The 23,479-nt window shown below is 61.2% G+C and carries 19 protein-coding genes; 11 read left to right on the top strand and 8 right to left on the bottom strand.

Annotated features, from left to right (window positions below; genetic code table 11):
• Nucleotides 1–40: 40 nt before the first annotated feature.
• Together BN1125_RS11165 and argS are read right to left on the bottom strand one after the other, a co-directional pair.
• On the bottom strand, nt 41–886 hold the full coding sequence (locus BN1125_RS11165) for an SPOR domain-containing protein (protein ID WP_042012368.1): 846 nt from the start codon (nt 884–886) through the stop codon (nt 41–43).
• A gap of 3 nt (nt 887–889) precedes the next feature.
• Nucleotides 890–2,635 (bottom strand): arginine--tRNA ligase, encoded by a 1,746-nt coding sequence (gene argS / locus BN1125_RS11160; protein WP_042012367.1) that lies wholly within the window; start codon nt 2,633–2,635, stop codon nt 890–892.
• Nucleotides 2,636–2,945: 310 nt separating this feature from the next.
• Here argS and BN1125_RS11155 point away from each other — a divergent pair, with 310 nt between their 5' ends.
• From BN1125_RS11155 to BN1125_RS11145, 3 genes are all read left to right on the top strand, one after another.
• A complete protein-coding gene (locus tag BN1125_RS11155; protein ID WP_042012366.1) occupies nt 2,946–3,512 on the top strand; it encodes an LON peptidase substrate-binding domain-containing protein in 567 nt (188 codons plus the stop codon).
• Nucleotides 3,513–3,652: 140 nt separating this feature from the next.
• Nucleotides 3,653–4,222, top strand: coding sequence for a sigma-70 family RNA polymerase sigma factor (locus BN1125_RS11150; RefSeq protein ID WP_042012365.1), 570 nt, complete (start codon nt 3,653–3,655; stop codon nt 4,220–4,222).
• Nucleotides 4,215–4,898 (top strand): ChrR family anti-sigma-E factor, encoded by a 684-nt coding sequence (locus tag BN1125_RS11145; RefSeq protein WP_042012364.1) that lies wholly within the window; start codon nt 4,215–4,217, stop codon nt 4,896–4,898. The genes BN1125_RS11150 and BN1125_RS11145 overlap by 8 nt, the downstream gene beginning before the upstream one ends.
• Nucleotides 4,899–4,963: 65 nt before the next feature.
• On the opposite strand, the gene bacA is transcribed toward BN1125_RS11145, so the two are convergent.
• The 5 genes from bacA to galE form a co-directional block, all read right to left on the bottom strand.
• A complete protein-coding gene (gene bacA / locus BN1125_RS11140) occupies nt 4,964–5,779 on the bottom strand; it encodes an undecaprenyl-diphosphate phosphatase (protein WP_042012363.1) in 816 nt (271 codons plus the stop codon).
• 127 nt (nt 5,780–5,906) lie between these two features.
• The gene (galM, locus tag BN1125_RS11135) at nt 5,907–6,896 is read right to left on the bottom strand and encodes a galactose-1-epimerase (protein WP_042012362.1); all 990 of its coding nucleotides are present in this window, start codon (nt 6,894–6,896) and stop codon (nt 5,907–5,909) included.
• Nucleotides 6,893–8,041, bottom strand: coding sequence for a galactokinase (gene galK / locus BN1125_RS11130; RefSeq protein WP_042012361.1), 1,149 nt, complete (start codon nt 8,039–8,041; stop codon nt 6,893–6,895). The genes galM and galK overlap by 4 nt, the downstream gene beginning before the upstream one ends.
• Nucleotides 8,038–9,096, bottom strand: a complete 1,059-nt coding sequence (locus BN1125_RS11125) for a UDP-glucose--hexose-1-phosphate uridylyltransferase (protein WP_042012360.1) — start codon at nt 9,094–9,096, stop codon at nt 8,038–8,040. Before BN1125_RS11125 ends, galK begins: the two co-directional genes overlap by 4 nt.
• 60 nt (nt 9,097–9,156) lie before the next feature.
• Nucleotides 9,157–10,170 carry a UDP-glucose 4-epimerase GalE gene (galE, locus tag BN1125_RS11120; RefSeq protein WP_042012359.1) on the bottom strand — a complete coding sequence of 338 codons (1,014 nt, stop codon included), beginning with the start codon at nt 10,168–10,170 and terminating at the stop codon, nt 9,157–9,159.
• 202 nt (nt 10,171–10,372) lie between these two features.
• On the opposite strand from galE, the gene BN1125_RS11115 reads away from it, so the two are divergent.
• From BN1125_RS11115 to BN1125_RS11090, 6 genes are all read left to right on the top strand, one after another.
• Nucleotides 10,373–11,380, top strand: coding sequence for a substrate-binding domain-containing protein (locus tag BN1125_RS11115; protein ID WP_042012358.1), 1,008 nt, complete (start codon nt 10,373–10,375; stop codon nt 11,378–11,380).
• 189 nt (nt 11,381–11,569) lie between these two features.
• Nucleotides 11,570–14,629: a beta-galactosidase gene (locus tag BN1125_RS11110; RefSeq protein WP_042012357.1), complete on the top strand. Its 3,060-nt coding sequence runs from the start codon at nt 11,570–11,572 to the stop codon at nt 14,627–14,629.
• A 291-nt stretch (nt 14,630–14,920) separates the two neighbouring features.
• The gene (gene mglB / locus BN1125_RS11105) at nt 14,921–15,907 is read left to right on the top strand and encodes a galactose/glucose ABC transporter substrate-binding protein MglB (protein WP_042012356.1); all 987 of its coding nucleotides are present in this window, start codon (nt 14,921–14,923) and stop codon (nt 15,905–15,907) included.
• Nucleotides 15,908–15,960: 53 nt separating this feature from the next.
• Complete coding sequence (gene mglA, locus BN1125_RS11100; protein WP_041234376.1) at nt 15,961–17,481, top strand: galactose/methyl galactoside ABC transporter ATP-binding protein MglA; 1,521 nt, start codon at nt 15,961–15,963, stop codon at nt 17,479–17,481.
• A gap of 16 nt (nt 17,482–17,497) precedes the next feature.
• Nucleotides 17,498–18,508, top strand: coding sequence for a galactose/methyl galactoside ABC transporter permease MglC (gene mglC / locus BN1125_RS11095; RefSeq protein WP_042012355.1), 1,011 nt, complete (start codon nt 17,498–17,500; stop codon nt 18,506–18,508).
• Nucleotides 18,509–18,559: 51 nt separating this feature from the next.
• Nucleotides 18,560–20,293 carry a methyl-accepting chemotaxis protein gene (locus BN1125_RS11090; protein WP_042012354.1) on the top strand — a complete coding sequence of 578 codons (1,734 nt, stop codon included), beginning with the start codon at nt 18,560–18,562 and terminating at the stop codon, nt 20,291–20,293.
• Nucleotides 20,294–20,359: 66 nt separating this feature from the next.
• On the opposite strand, the gene trmA is transcribed toward BN1125_RS11090, so the two are convergent.
• Nucleotides 20,360–21,493 (bottom strand): tRNA (uridine(54)-C5)-methyltransferase TrmA, encoded by a 1,134-nt coding sequence (gene trmA, locus BN1125_RS11085; RefSeq protein WP_042012353.1) that lies wholly within the window; start codon nt 21,491–21,493, stop codon nt 20,360–20,362.
• Between the two features lie 170 nt (nt 21,494–21,663).
• On the opposite strand from trmA, the gene BN1125_RS11080 reads away from it, so the two are divergent.
• Together BN1125_RS11080 and BN1125_RS11075 are read left to right on the top strand one after the other, a co-directional pair.
• Nucleotides 21,664–22,806, top strand: a complete 1,143-nt coding sequence (locus BN1125_RS11080) for a DUF5610 domain-containing protein (RefSeq protein ID WP_042012352.1) — start codon at nt 21,664–21,666, stop codon at nt 22,804–22,806.
• Between the two features lie 89 nt (nt 22,807–22,895).
• Complete coding sequence (locus tag BN1125_RS11075) at nt 22,896–23,429, top strand: ATP--cob(I)alamin adenosyltransferase (protein WP_042012351.1); 534 nt, start codon at nt 22,896–22,898, stop codon at nt 23,427–23,429.
• Nucleotides 23,430–23,479 lie beyond the last annotated feature (50 nt).

Genomic DNA, 23,479 nt, shown 5'->3' with positions numbered 1-23,479 from the left:
CAGGGCCGGGTGTTGCTACCCAGCCCTGTGTCAAAGAGGATTACCCTTTCTTGGGAATGCAGCCGCTGATGCCCGAGCGCTGCAGCTTGCTGTTGGCCGCATCGGCGGCCGTCTTGCCGTTGAAGGGGCCCACCATCACCTTGTAGACGGTGCCGTTGGCGCCGTTAATCACTTGCAGACTGGAAGAGAGGCCGGCGGTGAAGGCGATGCGCGCCTTGAGCGACTCGGCAGACTCCTGCGAGCGCAGGGCGGCGCACTGCATCATGTAACGGCTGTTGTCAGCCGCCGCATTCTGGGTTGGCGTCGTGACCGACTTGGCCTTGGCGGCTTGCGCCCGCTCCCGTTCCAGCTCGGCGCGGATCTCCCGCTCCATCCGTTCCCGTTCAGCCTTGCGGTCGATCACCTGTTCTCGGGCGCTGGCAACCGGTGCACCCGAGGTGGAAGGGGTGGTCGCCGGATTGGTCTGATAGGGCTTGGACTGGCCGATGGGGGTGCCCGGTTGGGGAATGTCGGTCGGCACCGGCTGCGGCAGTTTTTCCGGCTGCAGGGTCAGGGTCTCTGCCGGTGGCGGCGGCAGAACACCCGGCGGAGGCGGTGGCTCGATCACATCGACCTGCTTGTTCTCAAGCCGTTCGATATAGCTCCACTTCTCCTGTGGCAACCCGTTGTTCTGCGGTTTTGGCTTGTTGGCCTTTACCTGCTCCTCAATGGTGGGGGCGTTGTTGCCCTTGCCATTGATCATGTAAAGGAAGCCACCAAAGCCTGCCAGCAGTGTCACGACCAGCAGGATTGGAATAACAGGAAAGCGGCGAGGAGCCGCTTTCTTGGTATTGCGACCGCCCGCGCGACGACGCGGGCGGCTGCCGACATAATCCCGGGTCGCCATGTATTACATGCGCTCCAGGGTGTGGATGCCCAGTACGCCGAGGCCCAGTTTCAGCACCTTGGCGGTGGCGGCGCACAGCAGCAGGCGGCTCTGACGGGTCGCTTCGTCCACGCCATCCTTGTTGATCGGGCAGGCTTCATAGAAGGTCATGAAGTTGCCGGACAGCTCGTACAGATAAGTGCAGAGCAGGTGCGGCATGCCTTTGTCTGCCACGCCGTTGACCGCGTCGGAGAACTGGATCAGCTTCTGGGCCAGCACCTCTTCGGCCTCTTCGTTCAGGGTTACATTACCGCCAAGAGTCTCGGCATCGATGTTGGCCTTGCGGAAGATGGATTGGATACGGGTGTAGGCGTACTGCAGGTAAGGGGCGGTGTTGCCTTCAAACGACAGCATCAGATCCCAGTCGAAGATGTAGTCGGTAGTCCGGTTCTTGGAGAGATCCGCATACTTCACCGCGCCCATGGCGATGGCGTTGACCACGTTGGCCTTCTCTTCGGCCGAGAGATCGCTGTTGCGGCTCTCCAGCAGGGCGGCGGCCCGTTCTTCGGCCTCGTTCAGCAGGTCAACCAGCTTGACGGTGCCACCGGAGCGGGTCTTGTAGGGACGACCATCCTTGCCCAGCATCATGCCGAAGGCGTGGTGCTCGAGGGGGACGGATGCCGGCACATAGCCCGCCTTGCGGGTGATGGTCCAGGCCTGCATCAGGTGCTGGTGCTGACGGGAGTCAATGAAGTACATGACACGGTCGGCGCCCAGCGTCTCGTAACGGTATTTGGCACAGGCGATGTCGGTGGTGGTGTAGAGGAAACCGCCATCGCTCTTCTGGATGATGACGCCCATGGCCTCGCCATCCTTGTTCTTGAACTCGTCCAGGAAGACAACGGTGGCGCCTTCGCTCTCGACCGCCAGCCCCTTGGCTTTCAGGTCGGCCACGATCTCCGGCAGCATGTCGTTGTACATGGACTCGCCCATGATGTCTTTGTTGGTCAGGGAGACATTCAGACGGTCGTAGTTGATCTGGTTCTGTTCCATGGTCATGTCGACCAGCTTCTTCCACATGGTACGGCAGTACTCATCGCCGCCCTGCAGCTTGACCACGTAGTTACGGGCGCGCTCGGCGAAGGCTTCGTCTTCGTCATAGCAACGCTTGGCCTGGGTGTAGAAGGCTTCCAGATCCTTGAGCGCCATGTCGCTGGCATGCTCGTTGGACATCTTCTCCAGATAGGCGATCAGCATGCCGAACTGGGTGCCCCAGTCGCCGATATGGTTGGCACGGATCACTTTATGGCCGAGGAACTCCAGCGCGCGCGCGGCTACGTCACCGAGTACGGTGGAGCGAATGTGGTGCACCGCCATCTCTTTGGCCACGTTGGGGGCAGAGTAGTCCACTACCACAGTTTGCGGGGTCGGCAGCTTCACGTTGGCGTTGGCAGAGGTCACCATGGCCTCGACCTGACCGGCCAGCCAGTGCGGGTCGAAGAAGAAGTTGATGAAGCCGGGACCGGCGATCTCGACCTTGGCGATCAGGTCGGAGGCGGGCAGGTGCTCGATGATGGCTGCCGCCAGCTCACGGGGATTCTTGCGGGCCGGTTTGGCCAGCAGCATGGCCAGGTTGGTAGCCAGGTCGCCGTGAGCTTTTTCCTTGCATCGGTCTACTTGCACGCGGGCTTCCAGGTCCGCCGGCAGGACGCCTGCTGACTTGAGATTGGCTACCGTTTGTTCAAGTAGATGATGAATATGCTCTTTCATAACTGACCACCAAGGTTGCGCGTCGAAAAATGACTGATATATAAGGGCGTGAATTTTACCCGCATCGGCTCGAGAAAACTATAGGGATGACCCGCCGCTCGCGGTCGGGCGGATATTTCACTGTGTTTGGCACCATATTCCAGAATATTGGGTTGGCATTGTGGTGCTTATCCATTTTTACTGCATATCGAAGCGCCTTGTCCAGGCTATTTCCCCTGAATGTTAAGGGTTTTCCCATCGCGGAAGAGGGCAATGATCGTCTCCCCCCTGAACGTCGTATCAAGAAAGGTTACCAACCGAGGAGTTTGCGATGCGACTGGCGCTGTTTCCCCTTTCTGCCTACCTGTTGCCCGGCGGTGTCATGCCGCTGCGGATCTTCGAACCGAGATACCAGCGGATGATCGCCGCGGCGGGGGACACCGGCTTTGCCCTCTGCATGGTGGACCCCCGCCAGCCCGACGCCCTGCGCAACATGCTGCCCATCGCCACCCGGGCTACCATCATCGATTTCGACAGGCTACCGGACGGTGTGCTGGGGATTACGGTGCAGGGGATGGAGCGGGTGCAGATAGAGGATCTCTGGCAGGAGCAGGATGGCCTGCGCATTGGTGAAGTCACCCTGCTGCCCCCGTGGCCTCCTCGTCGTCTCCATCCCGATCAACAGCCGCTGGCCGACGCGCTGCGGGAGGTGTTTGCCGACTACCCCGACTATGCCGCTCTTTATCCCGCGCCCCACTGGGACGATGGCAACTGGGTGGCCCAGCGCTGGCTGGAGGTGCTGCCGATCCCGGTGGAGCAAAAACAACTGCTACTGGCGGCCGCCGACAATCAGCCCACCCTGACCCTGCTCAAGGGGGTGTTGGTGGCCAGCCACTGATTTTTTCTGAATGGCTGATCCACCCGGGCCGCAGGGCCGTAATAGTCATCACCACAGCACGATAGACCTCACACCAAAGGGATGGCGCCATGGCATATACTGGCCAACCACAATCGACCATACGCAGGACCTCGCCCGTGATGGATAACCCGGATGGCGACCTTAGATCCATGCTGATCAGGGTGGCTGAGCTGGCCGACAAGGCTGCCTTTGCCCGCCTGTTCCAGCACTTCGCGCCGCGCATTCGCAGCTACGGCCTGCGCCACCTCGGCAGCGAGGCCAACGCCATGGAGCTGGTGCAGGAGACCATGCTGCTGGTGTGGCAGAAGGCGCGCCTCTACCACCCCGAGAAGGGAGCGCCGACCACCTGGATCTATACCGTGATGCGCAACCAGTGCTTCGACATGCTGCGCCGTCGTCGCGCCAGCAAGGAGGATCTCTGTGCCGAGGAGCTGTGGCCGGTGCTGGAGTTTCAGGCGGAAGAGGAGCACCTGAGCGGTGGTGAGGATGCGGTGCTGACCCGCCAGATGGCCCACTATCTGGGCACCTTGCCAGAGCCGCAACAGCAGGTGGTGCGCGGCATCTATCTGCAGGAGTTGTCCCAGCAGGAGCTGGCGGAGCGCCTCGGCGTGCCGCTCGGTACCATCAAGTCCCGCCTCAGGCTGGCGTTACAGAAATTGAAAGAGCAAGTGGAGCAAGGCCATGATTAAAGCCCATCCGACCGACCCAATGCTGCGCGCCTTCGCCGCCGACGAACTCCCTCTGCCGCTGGCGGTGGGGCTCTCCGCCCACTGTGAACTCTGCCCCGATTGCGCTGCCCGACTGAAAACATTCGAAGAGGAGCTGGCGCAACAATATCTTGCCTCGCCAGCAGAGCCCGAGGTGGACTCCTGCGATGAAGTGGCGCTGGATGCCGGGTTTGACGCCATGCTGGCGGATATTCTGGCGCAGCCGCTGGTGGAGCCCCTGTCCGAGCTGCCCCGAGTCCAGCTCACCGAGCTGGAGGTGGCCGGTCACGCCTACCGCTTGCCCCGGGTGCTGGTCCGCTACCGCTCGCCCAAGTGGCGCCATATCGGAGCCATTCGCCAGCAGAGTCTGCCGCTGGACGAGATGGGGGCGCGTGCCAGCCTGCTCCATATCGAGGCGGGGGGACGCATTCCCGAGCATACCCACAAGGGCTATGAACTGACCCTGCTGCTGGCGGGCAATATTCAGGATGGCGACACCTGTTATCAGGCGGGGGATTTCATCTGGCGCGATGCCAGCCACTCCCACAGTCCGCATACGCCGGATGGCTGCCTCTGCTACACGGTGCAGGATGCACCGGTGCAGTTCACCAAGGGGTTGTCGCGGCTGCTGAACGGCATCAGCCAGCACCTTTACTGAGCACCATGACGCCATAGAAAAAGGGACCAAGTTGGTCCCTTTGTCATTTCATTGCCGGCTGGCGGTCAGGCGACAAACACCAGATAGACGGCGAATGCCACGATAAAGCGGTAGATGGCGAACGGGATAAAGTCGATGCGGCGGATCAATGTCAGGAAGGTCTTGATTGCAAACATCGCCACCACGAAGGCGGTGACGAAGCCGACCGCGAACATGGGGAAATCGGCCATCGAGAGGAAGTCACGGCTCTTGTAGAGATCAAGCCCGCTGGCCGCCACCATCATGGGCACCGCCATGATGAAGGAGAACTCGGCGGCGGCGTGACGGCTGATCCCCATCAGCATGCCACCACTGATGGTGGCGCCGGAGCGGGAGAAGCCGGGCCACAGGGCCAGACACTGGAACAGACCGATGCCAAACGCCTGCTTGTAGCTGATGTCATCCAGGGTTTCGGAGCGAACCGCCGGGCGAAACTTCTCGGCGATGATCAGCAGGATGCCCCCCGCAACCAGCGCATACATCACGGTCTGCGGGCCAAACAGGTTGGCCTTGATCCAGCTGTGGATGGCGAGGCCGACAACGATGGCGGGCAACATGCCGAGGATGACATGTAGCAGCGACAGGGTGGCGTGATCCCGGGACGGCTTCTGGCCGAAGTGGATGCCAATCAGGCCAAACAGGCGGCGCCAAAAGACGGCGACCACGGCGAGGATGGAGCCAAGCTGGATCACCACTTCGAAGGTGGCAGCCTTGGGCCCTTCAAAGCCCAGCAGATGGCCGACGATGATCATGTGGCCGGTGGAGGAGACGGGGAGGAACTCGGTCAGCCCCTCGACGACGCCCAGAATAAAGGCGACCAGCAGGCTATAAGTGTCAGTCATCGAACAAACAATCCTTACTTTGTTGTGGATAAGCCGGGTAGAGCAAAAAGCCCCAGCAGGGGCTGGGGCGGCTTATCTTGCTCGAATGTGACTGCTGAGGCTATGTAAAAATCATGAAATCTTTAAGTCAGTCGCGGATAAAACGGTAGCGGGTCTGGTGGTGATAACGCTCGCCCGGCAACAGCCAGGGGTTGCCCAGTTCGGGGCGATTGGGGCTGTCCGGCAGCTGTTGCGCCTCAAGACAGAAGCCGTCGTGATCCCGGTGTGACTGGCCGCTGCGGTTGGGAGTGTTGGCCAGCCAGTTGCCGGTGTAAAACTGCAGCGAAGGCTGGTTGGTGTAGACCTCCATCGCCAGCTGGCGATCCCCCGAGACCACCCGTGCTGCACACTCGGCAGCCGGGCCGTTGAGCACAAACGCGTGATCGTACCCCTTGGCCTGTTGCTGCTGGGGATGGCTCAGCCAATCCTGGCCAATCAGGCGCTCGTGGCGCAGATCGAACGGCCCCTCCACCGGAGTGATGGCTAGCGGCAGACCGCTCGGGTCGGTCGGCAGGAAGTGGTCGGCATTGATGTTGATGAGATGGTCACGCACATCGCCGCCATCGGCTAACCCATCGAGATTGAAGTAGGCGTGGCTGGTGAGGCTGACCGGGGTCGCTGCATCTGTGCTGGCGACAAAATCGATCACCAGATCGCTCTGCTCCAGTCGATACTCCAGCGTTACCCGCAGATTGCCGGGAAAGCCCTGATCCCCTGCTCGGGAGAGCAACACCAGTTTGACCCGATCTGCCTCCAGCTCCTTGATCTGCCACTGCTGGCGATGAAAGCCGGCCTGCCCGCCGTGCAGACAGTTGGGTACCTGATTGGCATCCAGCGGCCAGTGCTCGCCATCGCGCACCAGCTCGGCGCCGCCAATGCGGTTGGCAAAGCGCCCCGCTACCGCACCCAGCCACACCTGCTGGGTGGGATAGGCATCGTCGGCGCAGCCCAGCAGCACTTCACGGCGCTGACCCGCTACCGGCAGGGTGAGGGAGGTGAGGGTGGCGCCGAAATCGAGGCCGCGCAGGCGCAGCCCCTCCTCGTTTTCCAGCGCGAATTGGGTCATGGTGCTGCTCATAACTTGCCTGCACCGGCGCTGGCCCGGCAGACATAGCAGTCAGCCTTGAGGCCGGAGAGGGTGGGATATTCCGCTTCGACTGCGGCGATCACCTCGGCCACTTTTTCAGGGCGCAGCAGGGCAACCACGCAGCCGCCGAAGCCACCACCGGTCATCCGCACACCGCCATCGGTGCCGATTTTTGCCTTGATGATCTCCACCAGACCGTCGATGGCGGGCACGGTGATCTCGAAGTCATCGCGCATGGCGGCGTGCGACTCGGCCATCAGTTCGCCGAGGCGAGTCAGGTCGTGGCCCGCCAGCGCATCGGCGGCCGCCAGGGTGCGGGCGTTTTCACCGACGATGTGACGGGCACGGCGATAGCAAGCCTCATCCAGCCCGGCTTTGCCCGCTTCCAGTCCGCTCAGATCGAGATCGCGCAGCGCCTTGACCCCGTAGTGGCGGGCAGCCGCTTCGCACTGCTGGCGGCGGGTGTTGTATTCGCTGTCCACCAGACCGCGGCGCACATTGGAGTTGACGATCAGCACAGCCAGATCCGCTGGCATGGGGATGAGGCGGGTCTCCAGCGAGCGGCAGTCGAGCAGCAGGGCGTGATCCTGCTTGCCGCTGGCGGAGATCATCTGATCCATGATGCCGCAGTTGCAGCCGACGAACTTGTTCTCCGCCTGCTGGCCATTGAGGGCGATCTCGGCCTGAGTGATGTCGAGCCCCAGCGCCTCTTTGAAGGCCTGACCGATGGCCACTTCCAGCGAGGCGGAGGAGGAGAGCCCCGCCCCCTGCGGCACGTTGCCGGAGACCACCAGATCGAGGCCGCGCAGGGCATAGCCGCGTTCCTGCAGATATTTCACCACGCCACGGATGTAGTCGCTCCAGCGCTGGTCGGCGTGGTGCTCGATGGGCTGGTCGAGGTCGAACTGGTCGCGCTGGTTGTCGTAGTCGGCGGCGATCACCTGCACCAGCTGGTCATCGCGCAGGCCGATGGCGACGCAGGTCTCGTAGTCGATGGCGCAGGGCAGCACGAAGCCGTCGTTGTAGTCGGTATGTTCACCGATGAGGTTGACGCGGCCGGGGGCGCGAACCAGCAAGGAGGGCGCTTTGGCAAATTGCTCGGTAAAAACGGCGCTGACGCGTTGGCTGGGGGTCATAGGGCCTCCTCATTGGTGTGGCTGGTCTGGGTGTAATGAATGGGGCTCAGGGCACGCAGCCGCTCGGCGGCTTGCTCGGGGGTAAGGTCGCGCTGGGTCTCGGCCAGCATCTCGAAGCCCACCATGAATTTACGCACGGTGGCGGAGCGCAGCAGGGGCGGATAGAAGTGGGCGTGCAGCTGCCACGCCTCGGGGCAATCCGATTTGGGCGGGGCAAAGTGCCAGCCCATGGAGTAGGGGAAGCTGCACTCGAACAGGTTGTCGTAGCGGCTGGTGAGCTCCTTGAGCGCCACCGCCAGGTCCTGTTGCTGGGCCTGGGTCAGGTTGAGCATGGAGGGGACGTGCGCCTTGGGCAGCAGCAGGGTTTCGAACGGCCAGGCGGCCCAGAAGGGAACCACGGCAAGCCAGTGCTCGGTCTCCACCACGATGCGTGAGCGATCCGCCAGCTCCCGCTCCACATACTCCAGCAGCATGGGACGGCCATGCTCGGCCAGCCAGTCACGCTGGTGCTGCTCTTCACGGGCGATCTCGTTGGGCAGGAAGTCGCTGCCCCAGATCTGGCCGTGGGGGTGCGGGTTGGAGCAGCCCATGACGGCCCCTTTGTTTTCAAAGACCTGTACCCACTCCCACTGGGCCGACAGCTCGGCGACCTGATCCATCCAGGTGGTGATCACCCCTTCGATGGCGGGCAGCGGCAGCTCGGGCAGGGTCTTGCCGTGATCCGGCGAGAAGCAGATCACCCGGCTGGTGCCGCGGGCGGCCTCCAGTTTCAGCAGGGGATCGCTGGCGCTATCGGCGGCCGGGGTATCCTGCATCAGAGCAGCGAAGTCGTTGGTAAAGACGAAGGTGCCCTTGTAGTCGGGGTTGATGTCGCCAGTGACCCGGGTGTTGCCCGCGCAGAGGAAGCAGTCGGGATCGTGGGCCTGTTTGGGGGCCTGACTCACCTTCTCCACCTGTCCCTGCCAGGGGCGTTTGGCCCGGTGGGGGGAGACCAGCACATACTGGCCGGTCAGCGGGTTGAAGCGGCGATGGGGATGATCGACGGGGTTGAACATCATCTCTCCTGAATAAGGTATTGAAAAATAGAGTCGTTTACTAACGGGGAGCAGGCAGGCCTACTCCTCGTAACCGTTCGGGTTGGCGGATTGCCAGCGCCAGCTGTCGGCGCACATGGCGTCTATGTCCCGGGCCGCCTGCCAGCCCAGCTCACGCTGCGCCTTGGCCGGATCGGCCCAGCAGGCGGCGATGTCGCCCGGGCGGCGCGGTTCGATGCGAAATGGCAGCGGCTTGCCACAGGCGGCGGAGAAGGCGGCGACCAGCTGCAACACGCTTTGGCCCTGACCTGTGCCCAGGTTGTAGGTGTGCACGCCACCCTTGCTGGCGCAGTGTTGCAGCGCCTTGACGTGCCCCTCGGCGAGATCCATCACGTGGATGTAGTCGCGCACACCGGTGCCGTCCGGGGTGGGGTAATCGTTTCCAAAGACAGACAAGCAGTCGCGACGGCCGATGGCCACCTGGGTCAAAAATGGCATGAGATTGTTGGGGATCCCCTGCGGGTCTTCACCCATGGTGCCCGAGTCGTGGGCACCGACCGGATTGAAGTAGCGCAGCAGGGTCATGCTCCAGTGGGGCTCGGCCAGCAGCAGATCTTCGAGGATCTCCTCGATGATCAGCTTGGATCGCCCGTAGGGGTTGGTGGCGCTGCGGGGGAAATCCTCGCGGATCGGCAGGCTGGCGGGATCGCCGTAGACGGTGGCCGAGGAGCTGAACACCAGATTGTGCACGCCGGCCCGCTTCATCGCCTGCAGCAGGGTGAGGGTACCGCCGAGGTTGTTCTCGTAATAATCCAGTGGAATGCGGGTCGATTCACCGACCGCTTTGAGGGCGGCAAAGTGGATCACAGCATCGATCTGCTGTTCGGCGAAGATCCGGTCAAGCAGGGCCGCATCGCGAATATCCCCTTGATAGAAAAGGGGTTGCTGGCCGCTGATGGCGGCGACTCGGGCCAGCACGCTGCGCTTGCTGTTGCCGAGGTTGTCGACCACCACGGGATTCATGCCTGCCGCTTGCAGGGCCAGACAGGTGTGGCTGCCGATATATCCGCAACCGCCGGTGACCAGAACCTTCATCTTGCTCTCCACTGAAAAAGTGTCTGGAAGGAGTCTAGCCGAGGGTGTGGCGACCAAACTGTGAGCTTGCTTGCAAAACAGTGTAAACGATTACACTGTTTTTGTGATCATCCTGAAGGCAGATATGCGTTTCACCCCTGTTTTCAATGGGTTTGCTGGGTATAATGGCGCTCTATTGCACAGTGAAAGAAGTGAAAACAGCATGAGCACCATCAAGGATGTCGCCCGTTTGGCCAATGTGTCGGTGGCAACGGTTTCACGGGTGATGAACAACTCCCCCAAGGCCAGCGCCGCGTCTCGCGAGGTGGTGCAGAAGGCCATGGCCGAGTTGGGCTACACCCCCAACGCCAACGCGCGGGCACTGGTCAGCCAGACCTGTGACACCATGGGGGTGGTGGTCGGTGACGTGGCGGATCCCTTCTTCGGTGCACTGGTGAAGGGGGTCTCCGGCATCGCCGTCGAGCAGAACCTCCACCTGCTGATGGGTAACGGTTTTCACAAGGCGCGTCAGGAGCGTGAAGCGATCGAGCTGCTGATCGGCAAGCGTTGCGAGGCGCTGGTGGTGCACAGCAAGGCGCTGAGCGACGGGGAACTGTGCGACTACGCCATGCGGGTGCCCGGTATGGTGCTGATCAACCGCGATATTCCGGCCCTCAGGGGGCGCTGCATCGCCCTCAACAACCGGTTGGGTGCCGCCACGGCGACCCGCCATCTGATCGAGCTGGGCCACCGCCATATCGCCTTCATCAGCTCGGATCACGCCATCGAGGATGCCACCTTGCGTCTGCAGGGTTATCAGGATGGGCTGATGGAGGCGGGTCTGGCAGCCGATCCCGAGCTTATCGAGAGCGGAACGCCGAACGAGGAGGGGGGCGAGCGCGCCATGCTCAACCTGCTGGCCAAGGGGCTCAAGGTGACCGCGGTGGTTGCCTATAACGATGCCATGGCGGCTGGCGCCATCTCTGTGCTGGCGGACAACGGCTTGCGAGTGCCGGAGGAGGTCTCGGTGGTGGGCTTCGATGACATCATCTATGCCAGATACCTGAGGCCCAAGCTCTCTACCATGCGCTATCCCATCGAGTTGATGGCGGCCCAGGCGGCCAAGCTGGCCATTCAGCTGGCGGCGGGGGAGAGTGACGCGACCCAGAGCCGTATCTATACCCCCACCCTGATCAATCGCCACTCGGTTGCACCGGTTCGGGCTGGATAGCCCCCTTTTACGGTCCTGTTCGGGGCCCTTTCTTGCATTGTTATTGTTTTACCTATTTTTAATTATTTTTACTCCGCTTTACTTAACAAAATCAGTGTAATCGTTTACATGCGTGTGAGCGAGATCGCCGTTCCCTGCGTCATACTTCTCTAGACTGAATACGTTTTCCAATCAGCAGGGAGAGAGTGAATGCTCAGGGAGATAGTGGCGCGTCAGGATTGGCAGACTCAGGCCATTACGTCGGTAAACCGGCTGGCTGCCCATACCCCCATGTTCAGCTGGCGCAGCGAAGCGGATGCCAGGGATGATCTGGCCTCTTACTCCCGCCTCTTGCTCGATGGCGATTGGCGCTTCTCCTTCTTTGCCGCCCCCGAGCGGGTGCCCGAGAGCTGGCTGGCGCAGGATCTGGCGGATGCCACTGCCATTACCGTGCCGGGTAACTGGCAGCTGGATGCCGCCTATCCGGCTGCGCGGCCGCCCACCGATGGTCCCATCTACACCAATATCAAGTATCCCTTTCCCTGCGATCCACCCCGGGTGCCAGCAGAGAATCCTACTGGCTGCTACTCCCGCGAGTTCGAGCTGCCCGCCGACTGGCTGGCAAGCGGCCAGAGCCGGATCATCTTTGACGGGGTGAGCAGCGCCTTCCACCTCTTCTGCAACGGCCGCTGGGTCGGCTACTCCCAGGACAGCCGCCTGCCCGCCGAGTTCGATCTGACTCCTTATCTGCAAGCCGGTCGCAACCGGCTGGCGGTGCTGGTGCTGCGCTGGTCCGACGGCTCCTATCTGGAAGATCAGGATATGTGGTGGCTGTCGGGGATCTTCCGCTCCGTCAGCCTGCTGCACAAACCGTCCCGCCATCTGATGGATATTCGGGTCACCCCCGAGCTGGATGCCTGCTATCGGGATGGTCGTCTCAAGATTGCGTTGCAGGTCGCCAATGCGGCCGGTCTGTCGGTGGAGGCCAATCTCTATGACGGCAGCGAGCGGGTCGCGACCCTGTGCCAGCCGATCGGTACCCAAGCCATTGACGAAAAAGGGGCTTACGACGATCGTGCCGAGCTGTGGCTCGACGTGGCTGCGCCACGCAAGTGGAGCGCCGAGACGCCCCATCTCTATCGCCTGACCCTGACCCTGCTGGACGAGCAGGGCCAGGCCATCGAGAGCGAGGCATGTGATGTGGGCTTTCGGGTGGTGGAGATCCGTAGCGGCCTGTTGCGGGTCAACGGTCAGCCGCTGCTTATTTGCGGTGCCAACCGTCACGAGCATCACCCCGCCAAGGGCTATGCCATCGATCGCGCCACCATGGAGCGGGATCTGCTGCTGATGAAGCGCCACAACTTCAATGCGGTGCGCTGCTCTCACTATCCCAACCACCCCGACTTCTATCGCCTTTGCGATCGGCTCGGTCTCTATGTGGTGGACGAGGCGAATCTGGAGACCCACGGCATGACCCCCATGGGGCGGCTGGCGCGGGATCCCGCATGGAGCAACGCTTTTCTGGAGCGGGCGACCCGCATGGTGGCACGGGATTTCAACCACCCCTCCATCATCATCTGGTCGCTCGGCAACGAGTCGGGTTACGGCCCGGCCCACGATGCCATGTATGGCTGGATCAAGCGCAGCGACCCGAGCCGTCCAGTGCAGTACGAGGGGGGCGGGGCCGATACCCCGGCCACTGACATCATCTGCCCCATGTATGCCAGAACCCATCAGGATCAGCCCTTCCCGGCGGTGCCCAAGTGGGCGCTGGCCAAGTGGATCGGCCTGCCCGGCGAGCACCGGCCGCTGCTCCTCTGCGAATATGCCCACGCCATGGGCAACAGTCTCGGGGGCTACGCCCACTACTGGCAGGCGTTTCGCGATCATCCACGTCTGCAAGGCGGGTTTGTCTGGGATTGGGTCGATCAGGGGCTCGACAAATACACCGCCGATGGTCGCCACTATTGGGGCTACGGCGGCGACTTTGGCGAGCAGCAAAACGATCGCCAGTTTTGTATCAACGGGCTGCTGTTCCCGGATCGCACCCCTCATCCCGCCCTATTTGAGGCAAAACGCGCCCAGCAGCCGTTCCGCTTTACTCTGCTTGAGCACACCCCGCTGCGGGTGCGGATCGAGAGCGAATACCTGTTCCGCTCCACCGACAACGAGCGGCTTTGCTGGCAGCTGTGCGAGAACGGCCATGTGCAGCTGCAGGGGGAGATCTCCCTTGAGCTGGTGCCGCAAGGGGTGGTCGAGTTGACCCTGAGCGAGACGCTGCCCGCCTTTGCGGCTGGCTCACTGGCCTGGCTCGATCTGGCCATCGTTCAGCCACAGGCCACCCTCTGGTCGCAGGCAGATCACAAGGTTGCCCGTCAGCAGTTCACCCTGCCGACCCCCCTTGCTCTGCCTGCTCCCGCCGCTGCCGCCACCCTGAGCGAGCAGCCGGATGGCTGGCGGATCACCGCCGCAAACAGCCAGTGGCGGCTCGACAAGCAGAGCGGTCGCATCACCAGTTGGCAAAAATCGGGGCAGGAGCAGTTGCTGGCGCCGATCATGGATCACTTCTACCGGGCGCCGCTCGACAACGACATCGGCACCAGCGAAGCGGATCACGCCGACCCCAACTCCTGGATTGCTCGCTGGCAGGCGTGTGGTCTCGGTCATTGGCAGCACCGCTGTCTGGGGATCACGATCGCCGGAGGAGATATCCGGGTCAGTCATGGCTACTTCCACCACGATGAGCTGCTGCTGGTGAGTCACTGGCATCACCGCTTTACCGACGACGGCGCCATGAGCCTGGAGATAGAGACCGAGCTGGCGCAGGCGCTGCCGTCGCTGCCGCGGATTGGCCTGCTGCTCCATCTGGCCGAGGTGCCAGCGCGGGCCGAATGGCTGGGACGTGGCCCCCACGAAAACTACCCTGATCGCCTGTTGGGCGCCGATCTGGGGCGCTGGAGCCTGCCGCTGGAGGCCCTGCACACCCCTTACATCTTCCCGAGCGACAACGGCTTGCGCTGCGATACCCGCCAGCTGCAGCTGGGCTGCACGACGGTGAGCGGCACCTTCCATTTCAGTGCCAGCCGCTTCAGTCAGCAACAGCTGGCCGCCGCCCGCCACCAGAGCGATCTGGTGGCGGAAGAGGGGCTGTGGGTCTGTCTCGATGGCGCCCACATGGGGGTGGGCGGGGATGACTCCTGGAGCCAGAGCGTGCGTCCCGAGTATCAACTGCTTGAGCGTCGTTACCGTTGGGGCTGCACTCTCTGTTAAGCCAGCGGTTAAGCCCGCGGTTGAGGCGACTGTCGAGCCAGCGTACCGTTTTGACAACAGACCAGTAACGACTAGCCTCAACGCCATGGTAAAGATTGAGTCTTAAAACTGGTTTTCGTCTATATGCACCTGAAAAATAAAAATAAAGTTTCAATGTAACAGAGTGTAATCGTTTTCATTTTGTCGTCATGATCACAGAAGAAATGACAACAAACTGATTACATTGACTGGCGCTTGCTCAATTGCTCGCCACCCTACAAACAAACAGATAGATACATCGGAGCACACACAATGAAAAAACTGACCACAGTTGCCGCCCTGCTGATGGGCATGATGGCTGGAGCCAATGCCCAGGCTGACACCCGTATCGGGGTAACTGTCTACAAATATGACGACAACTTCATGGCGGTCGTGCGCAAGGCCATCGAGAAGGAGGCGGCAGCCACTCCGGGTGTGGAGCTGCTGATGAACGACTCCCAGAACGACCAGTCCAAGCAGAACGACCAGATCGACGTGCTGCTGGCCAAAGGGGTGAAGGCGCTGGCCATCAACCTGGTTGACCCGGCTGCGGCGCCGGTGGTGATTGAGAAAGCCCGTGGCGAAGATATCCCGGTGGTCTTCTACAACAAGGAGCCGAGCGCTACCGATCTGGCCAGCTATGACAAGGCCTACTACGTGGGTACCGACTCCAAGGAGTCAGGGATCATCCAGGGTCAGCTGATTGCCAAACACTGGAAAGCCCATCCGGAGTGGGATCTGAATAAGGATGGCGTGATCCAGTTCGTGTTGCTGAAAGGGGAGCCGGGCCACCCGGACGCCGAAGCGCGTACCTCCTACGTGGTCAAGACCCTGAACGATGGCGGCGTCAAGACCGAGCAACTGCACATGGATACTGGTATGTGGGATACCGCCATGGCGAAAGACAAGATGGATGCCTGGATCTCCGGCCCCAACGCCAACAAGATCGAAGTGGTCATCGCCAACAACGATGGCATGGCAATGGGCGCAGTCGAGTCACTGAAAGCCCAGGGCAAGACTGCCATTCCGGTGTTCGGCGTCGATGCGCTGCCGGAAGCGCTGGCCATGGTCAAGAGCGGTGCCATGGCGGGTACCGTGCTGAACGATGCGGCCAACCAGGCCAAAGCCACCTTCGAGCTGACCAAGAACCTGGCTGAAGGCAAACCGGCCGGTGAAGGTACCCAGTGGAATATCGTCGACAAGGTAGTACGTGTTGCCTACGTCGGTGTGGATAAAGACAACCTGTCCCAATTCGAGTAATTCCCTCCTCCAGGGCAAGGGAGATCCCCTTGCCCTTTTTTCAACCAGATGTGATGGCTGATATGACAACACAGCAACAATCAGAATGGCTGTTGGAGATGATTGACGTCAGTAAGAGCTTTCCCGGCGTCAAGGCACTCGATAATGTCAATTTACGGGTCCGTCCTCATTCTGTGCATGCGTTGATGGGCGAGAACGGAGCGGGAAAATCCACCCTGCTCAAGTGCCTGTTCGGCATTTACGAGAAGGATCAGGGCAAGATCTTCTTCAAGGGGCAGGAGATCAACTTCACCTCCTCCAAAGAGGCGCTGGAGAATGGCGTCTCCATGGTGCATCAGGAGCTCAACCTGGTGTTGCAGCGTACCGTGATGGACAACATGTGGCTCGGCCGCTACCCCACCAAGGGGTGGTTTATCGACCACGGCAAGATGTATGACGACACCAAGCGCATCTTCGATGAGCTGGACATCGACATCGACCCCAAAGTGAAGGTCGCGACCCTGTCGGTCTCCCAGATGCAGATGATCGAGATCGCCAAGGCGTTCTCCTACGATGCCAAGATCGTCATCATGGACGAACCCACCTCCTCCCTGACCGAGAAAGAGGTGAACCACCTCTTCAAGATCATCAACAAGTTGAAGGAGAAGGGGTGCGGCATTGTCTACATCTCTCACAAGATGGAGGAGATCTTCCAGCTCTGTGACGAGATCACCATATTGCGGGATGGCCAGTGGGTGGCAACCCAGCCGCTCAAGGGCATGACTATGGATCAGATCATCGGCATGATGGTCGGCCGTGAACTGACCCAGCGCTTCCCGGAAAAAACCAACCAGCCTAAAGAGGTGATCCTCGAGATCGAACACCTGACGGCGAAGAACCAGCCCTCCATTCAGGATGTGACCTTCAACCTGCACAAGGGGGAGATCCTTGGCATCGCCGGACTGGTGGGGGCCAAGCGCACCGATATCGTCGAGACCCTGTTCGGTATTCGCGATCGCAGTCAGGGCAGCATCAAGCTGCACGGCAAAGAGGTGGCCAACCACAACGCCCACGAAGCGATCCGCAACGGCTTTGCGCTGGTGACCGAGGAGCGCCGCTCCACCGGTATCTACTCCCGGCTCGATATCGCCTTCAACTCCCTGATCGCCAACATGGACAGCTACAAGGGCTCCATGGGGCTGCTCAGCGACAACAAGATGAAGAGCGATACCCAGTGGGTCATCGACTCCATGCGGGTCAAGACGCCGACCCAGCAGACCCAGATCGGTTCCCTCTCCGGGGGCAACCAGCAGAAGGTGATCATCGGCCGCTGGCTGCTGACCCAGCCGGAGATCCTGATGCTCGACGAGCCCACCCGCGGCATCGACGTGGGGGCCAAGTTCGAGATCTACCAGCTCATCCTGGAGCTGGCGAAGAAGGACAAAGGGATCATCATCATCTCGTCAGAGATGCCGGAATTGCTGGGGATCACCGACCGCATCATGGTGATGAGCAATGGCCGGGTCGCCGGGATCGTCAATACCAAAGAAACTGACCAGAGCGAGATACTGCGCCTGGCATCTCTGTACCTCTAGAGACAGGAAGACATTTATGGAGTCGGCTAAAAATTTCAATCTGATGCAGGCGCTCAAGGAAAACGCCATCTACCTGGTGCTGCTGGTGCTGCTCATGGTCATCGTGATCCAGGAGCCGTCCTTCCTGAGCCTCACCAACTTCAGCAACATCCTGACCCAGTCCTCGGTGCGGGTCATCATCGCGCTGGGGGTGGCGGGCATCATCATCACCCAGGGGACGGATCTCTCGGCTGGTCGTCAGGTCGGTCTGGCTGCGTTGATTGCGGCGACCATGTTGCAGGCGCTGACCAACGTCAACAAGGTGTTCCCGACCCTGGGGGAGGTGCCCATTCCGGTGGTGATCCTGCTGGTGTGTGCCGTGGGTGCCCTGATCGGTCTGGTCAACGGTCTGATTGTGGCCTACCTGAACGTGACCCCGTTCATTACCACTCTGGGCACCATGATCATCGTCTACGGCATCAACTCCCTCTACTTTGACTCGGTAGGGGCCTCGCCGGTGGCCGGGTTTGACCCCCGCTTCTCCAGCTTTGCCCAAGGGTTTATCCGGATCGGAGGGTTCAAACTATCGTACCTCACCTTCTATGCGGCCATCGCCAGCGTCTTTGTCTGGGTACTGTGGAACAAGACCCGCTTTGGCAAAAACATCTTCGCCATCGGCGGCAACCCCGAGGCGGCCAAGGTTTCCGGCGTCAACGTGGCGGTCAATCTGGTGATGATCTATGCGCTGGCAGGGGTCTTCTACGCCTTCGGCGGCATGCTGGAAGCGGGCCGGGTCGGTAGCGCCACCAACAACCTTGGCTTCATGTACGAGCTCGACGCCATCGCGGCCTGCGTGGTGGGCGGCGTGTCGTTTGCTGGCGGGGTGGGGACTGTTGCGGGTGTGATCACCGGCGTACTCATTTTCACCCTGATCAACTATGGTTTGACCTATATCGGCGTCAGCCCTTACTGGCAGTTCATCATCAAGGGCGGCATCATCATTCTGGCGGTGGCCCTGGACTCCATGAAGTACGCCAAGAAGAAATAACGATTGGCAAAGAGGGTTGGCTGTGCCAGCCCTCTCTTCTGGAGGGATCCCATGCCATTCAAGGTCAAGATTTACGTTCTGTTATTGCTGGCCATTCTGGTCACCATCGGCACTGCCTGGCTCAGCGTCAACCACTTCATCAGTGGCTACATTCGCACTCAGGCTACCCATAACATCAACGAACAGATCACCCTGGTCAAAGAGAAGCTGGCCAGCGACATCAATCAAAAGATCCTGTTGGCCGCCAACCTCAACTTCGGAGTGACCAACGTTAAGAAGACCCTGCAAGAGACCGGCTTTCACAATATCGTCAAAGTGATCGGCGACATGGCGTTCGACGTGAGCGGCGTCATCAACGACAGCGCCAAGGTCGATGCGCTGCGCAAGCTGATCCCCGCTGCCAACAACCAGATCACCGTTAGCCCGCTGCAACAGGTGGATGGCAAGCCGGTCATCACCATTCTGGTGCCGCGCGGCGCCGATTCCGCTTACCTCTACTACCTCGATATGAGCGAGTTCAAAAGCCTGCTGGAGACGATGAGCGGCGACGGTCGCTACTTCTCGCTGGCCGACAGTCAGGGCAATAGCCTCTATGACAGCAAGCCGCAAGGGGAGAGCGAAGCGCGCCCCAATCAGCTGGATATTCGCGGCAGCAGCTGGACCCTGACCGGCTACATCGATCTCGACTACATCCGCACCATGACCCGGGCGCTCAACGGCCAGATCATCATGGCGCTGCTTGGCGTGGCGATCGTGGTAATGGTACTGGCGATGCTGGCGCTCAATGTGGCTTATCGCCCCATCCTTTCGCTGCGGGATCTGGTGCTGGAGCTCTCTCGCGGCAGCGGCGATCTCACCCGCCGGTTGGCGGTGACCAGCAAGGATGACCTTGGCCAGATCTCGGCCGGCATCAACCGCTTTATCGAGCGGCTGCAGGAGATGATGGGGGAGGTGCGGCAGGCGAGCGGCCAGCTCAACAGCGGCATCGAGGGGTTGGCCAGTCAGACCGGCGCCGCCCAGTCCCTGCTGGCGGACCATGTGCGCGAGACCGAACAGGTGGTGACCGCCATCAACGAGATGAGCCGCACCGCAGTCTCCGTCTCGGAGAGTGCGGCCAGCACCGCCCAGCTTACCGGTCAGAGCCAGCAGCTGGCGAGCCAATCCCGTCAGGTGGTGGATCAGGCGATGGCCAGCGTGATGGCGCTGGTGGACGAGATAGAGGAGACCGCCCGTTCTATCGAGGCGATGCAGCAGGATGTGCAGCAGATTGGCTCCGTGCTCGGGGTGATCGGCAGCATTGCCGAGCAGACCAACCTGCTGGCCCTCAACGCCGCCATCGAGGCGGCCCGCGCCGGGGAGCAGGGGCGCGGTTTTGCGGTGGTGGCGGACGAGGTGCGTTCCCTCGCTGCCCGCACCCAGAAGAGCACCGCCGAGATCCAGACCATGCTGGCCAGCCTGCAGCAGGGGACCCGGACCGTGGTGGATGCCATGGGCAACACCAAGCAGAGCTGTCAAAGCGCGGCCGAGAACACCACCAGGGTCAACGAGTCGCTGGACCTGATGGCGGGAGAAGTTGTGGAGATCAACGATCTTATTAGCCATATCGCCACGGCGGCGGAGCAGCAGAGCGCAGTGGCCGAAGAGATCAATCGCAACATGAGCGCCATCGCCGAGGTGATCCGCCAGCTGACCCACAATGGCGAAGCGACGGTCGCCAGTTCTGCGGCGATGGGACAGACCTACGACCGGCTGCGGGAGATCGTGGGCCACTTCCGGCTGGAGTGAGACCTGTGTTCAGCCAATAACAAAACAGGGCCATGCGGCCCTGTTTTTGTTTTCCATCAGCTTGAATCAACCCGCCTTGCGGCGCAGATAGACCCCGGCTTCCATGTGATGGGTCCAGGGGAACTGGTCGAACAGGGCGAAACGGGCGATCTCGTGGGTTTCGCCCAGAACGGCCATGTTGGCCTGCAGGGTCTCGGGGTTGCAGGAGATGTAGAGGATGTTGTCGTACTCCTGCACCAGCTTGACGGTGGCATCGTCGAGACCGGCGCGGGGCGGGTCGACGAAGATGGTGTTGCACTGGTAAGCGGAGAGGTCGACCCCCTTGAGGCGGTTGAACTCCCGCTCGCCACGCATCGCCATGGTGAACTCCTCGGCCGACATGCGCAGGATGATCAGGTTATCGACGCCGTTGGCGGCGATATTGAACTGGGCGGAGTCGACGCTCGGCTTGGCGATTTCGGTCGCCAATACCTTGCGGAAGTTCTGCGCCAGCGCGATGGAGAAGTTGCCGTTGCCGCAATAGAGCTCCAGCAGATCCCCTTCGCTCTCTTTGGTCACATCCAGCGCCCAGGCCAGCATCTGCTCGTTGATGGCGGCATTGGGCTGGGTGAAGCTGTTCTCCACCTGCTTGTAGATGAGCTGGCGACCCGCCACGTTGAGCTGTTCGATGACGAAGTCATCCCCCAGACAGATCTTCTGCTTGTGGGCGCGGCCAATCAATTGCAGCTCGAACCCCTTGGCGCGCAGATCGGCCTGCAGCGCGTCGGCCGCCTGCTGCCATTCGGCCTCCAGTTTGCGGTGATAGAGCAGGCTGACAATGATCTGGCCGGACTGGGTGGAGAGGTAGTCGATCTGGAACAGCTTGCGGCGCAGCACCGGGTGCGGGCGCAGCCCCTCCAGCAGCAGCGGCATCAGCTGGTTGATGAGGCGGCTGGCAGTGGGGAAGTGGTCTATCTTGATGATCTCTTTGGTTGCCGGGGCATACATGCAGTGGAAGAGGTCATCCCCTTCGTGCCAGATGCGAAATTCGGCGCGCATCCGGTAGTACTCTGCCGGTGAGCTGTGCACTTCCAGCGCCGGGAGGGTGAAGTCGGCAAACAGCTCGGTGAGGCGAGCGCGCTTTTCGTCGAGTTGGGCCTGATAGTCGGCCGCGGTTCTAGGCGCCGGCGCGTTCGCGGAAGGCTGTTGGGACTGGGTCATAAATACCTCACATGCACACCGGCCGGGCCGGGTCGAAATCGGGGGAAGGCAACAGGCCACCCAAAGGGGCCCGATTTTAAAAGCCAGCGGCAGATTGTCCAGTATTTTGTGGTCAAGAAGTGTTCAGTCAGGCCGATAGCTGATCTACAGGCATGGTGGGAGGACACATTATGCAAATCGAAGGCGTGGGCGCAGCCCAACCCAAGGGAGTGGGTGTTTCTCCCAAATCGCCCCAACAGGCGGAGTCGAAACAGGTCAAGAGCGAGGATGAGGTCTCCTTGCACAAGCCGCCAAAATGGGCGCAGGTACTGATCCAGCAGGCGCTGCAGTTCTCGCTGGAGATCAACGGCCAGGGCTATCAGGCGCCGAAGATGAAGGAGCCCGAGGAGATCACGCCGGATACCCTGTTCGACTTCCAGTCGGTGGCCGACAACGTGTTGCAGTTCGTCACCGGACGGCTGGGGGCTGCCCGTGCCGATGGCAAGTCCGATGACGAGTTGACCGGGATGATGGAGCAGGCCCGCAAGGGTATCGACATGGGCTTCAACGCGGCCAAACAGCAGTTGGGGGATCTGGCCACCGACAATAAGGATATCAAGACCGGTATCGATCAGAGCTACAAGCTGATCCAGAAGGGGCTCGAGGAGTTCGAGAAGGAGTTCTTCGGCAAGGTCTCTCCGACCGACATGGGGGCGGCCGAGATGGCCAGCCGCCAGCAGGGCTATCTGGAGATCCAGACCAAGGATGGCGACAAGGTGGTGCTGCGCTTCAACGACAGCTGGCAGAGCAAGTCCCAGAGCAACGAGAGCGGCAGCCAGTTCAGCCTCAAGTCGAGTCAGAGCTTTAGCTTCTCGCTGGAGGGGGATCTCAGCAGCGACGAGATGGAGTCCATCGGCAAGCTGGTCAAGGGGATCGACGAGCTGGCGGGGAATTTCTTCTCCGGCAACTTCGAGGATCTGCTGGATAAGGCGAGCGAGCTGAAACTGGATGACAGCCAACTGGCTTCCTATTCGCTCAAGCTCAAGCAGAGCGTCAAGCTGAGCCAGACCTATCAGGGGGCGCACTCCCTGCAGGATCTGATCAAGCCGTTTGCCGACTACCTGCCCAAGCTGGATCAGGTGCAGAAACAGGCGGATAGCCTGCTGCCAGCATCCCAGCAACAGGCGCTGACCCCGGCCGTGCTGGCCGCGAGAGGTGAAGAGGACCCGCAACAGCTCGATCGCTTCACCAGCTTCAACCAGCGGATGCTGGAGGCGCTGCGGATGATCAACCAGTTCCAGCCCTCCACCGAGCCCGCCGGTAAGAACGCCTGAGCCACAGCGCGTAAGGCAAGGAATGACCTGCCGTTTGCCAGCCCTTCCCGGGGCTGGCAAACTGGCCTTTTCTCCCATCCGGTTGCCCCATGAACCCCAAGAAGCCAAGAGACAAACGCGAGCTCTGCTACCCCTTTATCTTCGAAACCTCGCTCAAATGTGATTTTGAAATCGCCACTGACGAGCTCTGCTGTCAGGTCGGGGCTGTGCTGTCACACCTTGCGCCGGATGCCGACACCCAGCCCATGCTGGCGGATCTCGCGGCGTTGCAGCGGCTTATCTACAACCTCAACGGCTCGGTGCGCGGCAAGCTGGGGATCTTCGACGCAGACCTTGAGTGGCTCAAGGCCCGTTACGACCACTACAACGAGGCGAGTCGCGGCAGCGTCACCGGTTTCGTGCTGCCACAGGGGCCGCAGCCCATTCCCACCCTCCATCTGTGCCGCTGCGGCAGCAAGAAGGTGGTGCGGTTGCTGGTCAGACTGGAGGAGAGCGAGGTGGCCTTCGATCCCATTCTCTATCGTTTCGCCAACCTGCTGGCCAACTTCTTCTTTGTGCTCACCGTCTACCTCAAGCAGCGCTGGCAGGTGTCGGAAGTGCCCTACGTCAGCATCAACTACTGATTGCGGCAGACAAGGGGCCAAGCGCTATCATGGGTTGAGCGGAAGAAAAA

This window comes from Aeromonas fluvialis, assembly GCF_000819885.1.
Lineage (GTDB): Bacteria > Pseudomonadota > Gammaproteobacteria > Enterobacterales > Aeromonadaceae > Aeromonas > Aeromonas fluvialis.
The sequence above is the reverse complement of the archived record's forward strand: the minus strand, read 5'-3'. Positions and strand labels throughout refer to the sequence as shown.

What these genes read in the sequence shown, in the direction of transcription:
- argS (WP_042012367.1), bottom strand. Translation starts at nt 2,635, where the DNA reads ATGAAAGAGCATATTCATCATCTACTTGAACAAACGGTAGCCAATCTC.
- galM (WP_042012362.1), bottom strand. Translation starts at nt 6,896, where the DNA reads ATGAGCAGCACCATGACCCAATTCGCGCTGGAAAACGAGGAGGGGCTG.
- BN1125_RS11150 (WP_042012365.1), top strand. Translation starts at nt 3,653, where the DNA reads ATGGATAACCCGGATGGCGACCTTAGATCCATGCTGATCAGGGTGGCT.
- mglB (WP_042012356.1), top strand. Translation starts at nt 14,921, where the DNA reads ATGAAAAAACTGACCACAGTTGCCGCCCTGCTGATGGGCATGATGGCT.
- BN1125_RS11145 (WP_042012364.1), top strand. Translation starts at nt 4,215, where the DNA reads ATGATTAAAGCCCATCCGACCGACCCAATGCTGCGCGCCTTCGCCGCC.
- BN1125_RS11075 (WP_042012351.1), top strand. Translation starts at nt 22,896, where the DNA reads ATGAACCCCAAGAAGCCAAGAGACAAACGCGAGCTCTGCTACCCCTTT.
- BN1125_RS11165 (WP_042012368.1), bottom strand. Translation starts at nt 886, where the DNA reads ATGGCGACCCGGGATTATGTCGGCAGCCGCCCGCGTCGTCGCGCGGGC.
- BN1125_RS11115 (WP_042012358.1), top strand. Translation starts at nt 10,373, where the DNA reads ATGAGCACCATCAAGGATGTCGCCCGTTTGGCCAATGTGTCGGTGGCA.
- BN1125_RS11080 (WP_042012352.1), top strand. Translation starts at nt 21,664, where the DNA reads ATGCAAATCGAAGGCGTGGGCGCAGCCCAACCCAAGGGAGTGGGTGTT.
- BN1125_RS11125 (WP_042012360.1), bottom strand. Translation starts at nt 9,096, where the DNA reads ATGTTCAACCCCGTCGATCATCCCCATCGCCGCTTCAACCCGCTGACC.
- galE (WP_042012359.1), bottom strand. Translation starts at nt 10,170, where the DNA reads ATGAAGGTTCTGGTCACCGGCGGTTGCGGATATATCGGCAGCCACACC.
- mglC (WP_042012355.1), top strand. Translation starts at nt 17,498, where the DNA reads ATGGAGTCGGCTAAAAATTTCAATCTGATGCAGGCGCTCAAGGAAAAC.
- bacA (WP_042012363.1), bottom strand. Translation starts at nt 5,779, where the DNA reads ATGACTGACACTTATAGCCTGCTGGTCGCCTTTATTCTGGGCGTCGTC.
- BN1125_RS11110 (WP_042012357.1), top strand. Translation starts at nt 11,570, where the DNA reads ATGCTCAGGGAGATAGTGGCGCGTCAGGATTGGCAGACTCAGGCCATT.
- mglA (WP_041234376.1), top strand. Translation starts at nt 15,961, where the DNA reads ATGGCTGATATGACAACACAGCAACAATCAGAATGGCTGTTGGAGATG.
- BN1125_RS11155 (WP_042012366.1), top strand. Translation starts at nt 2,946, where the DNA reads ATGCGACTGGCGCTGTTTCCCCTTTCTGCCTACCTGTTGCCCGGCGGT.
- trmA (WP_042012353.1), bottom strand. Translation starts at nt 21,493, where the DNA reads ATGACCCAGTCCCAACAGCCTTCCGCGAACGCGCCGGCGCCTAGAACC.
- BN1125_RS11090 (WP_042012354.1), top strand. Translation starts at nt 18,560, where the DNA reads ATGCCATTCAAGGTCAAGATTTACGTTCTGTTATTGCTGGCCATTCTG.
- galK (WP_042012361.1), bottom strand. Translation starts at nt 8,041, where the DNA reads ATGACCCCCAGCCAACGCGTCAGCGCCGTTTTTACCGAGCAATTTGCC.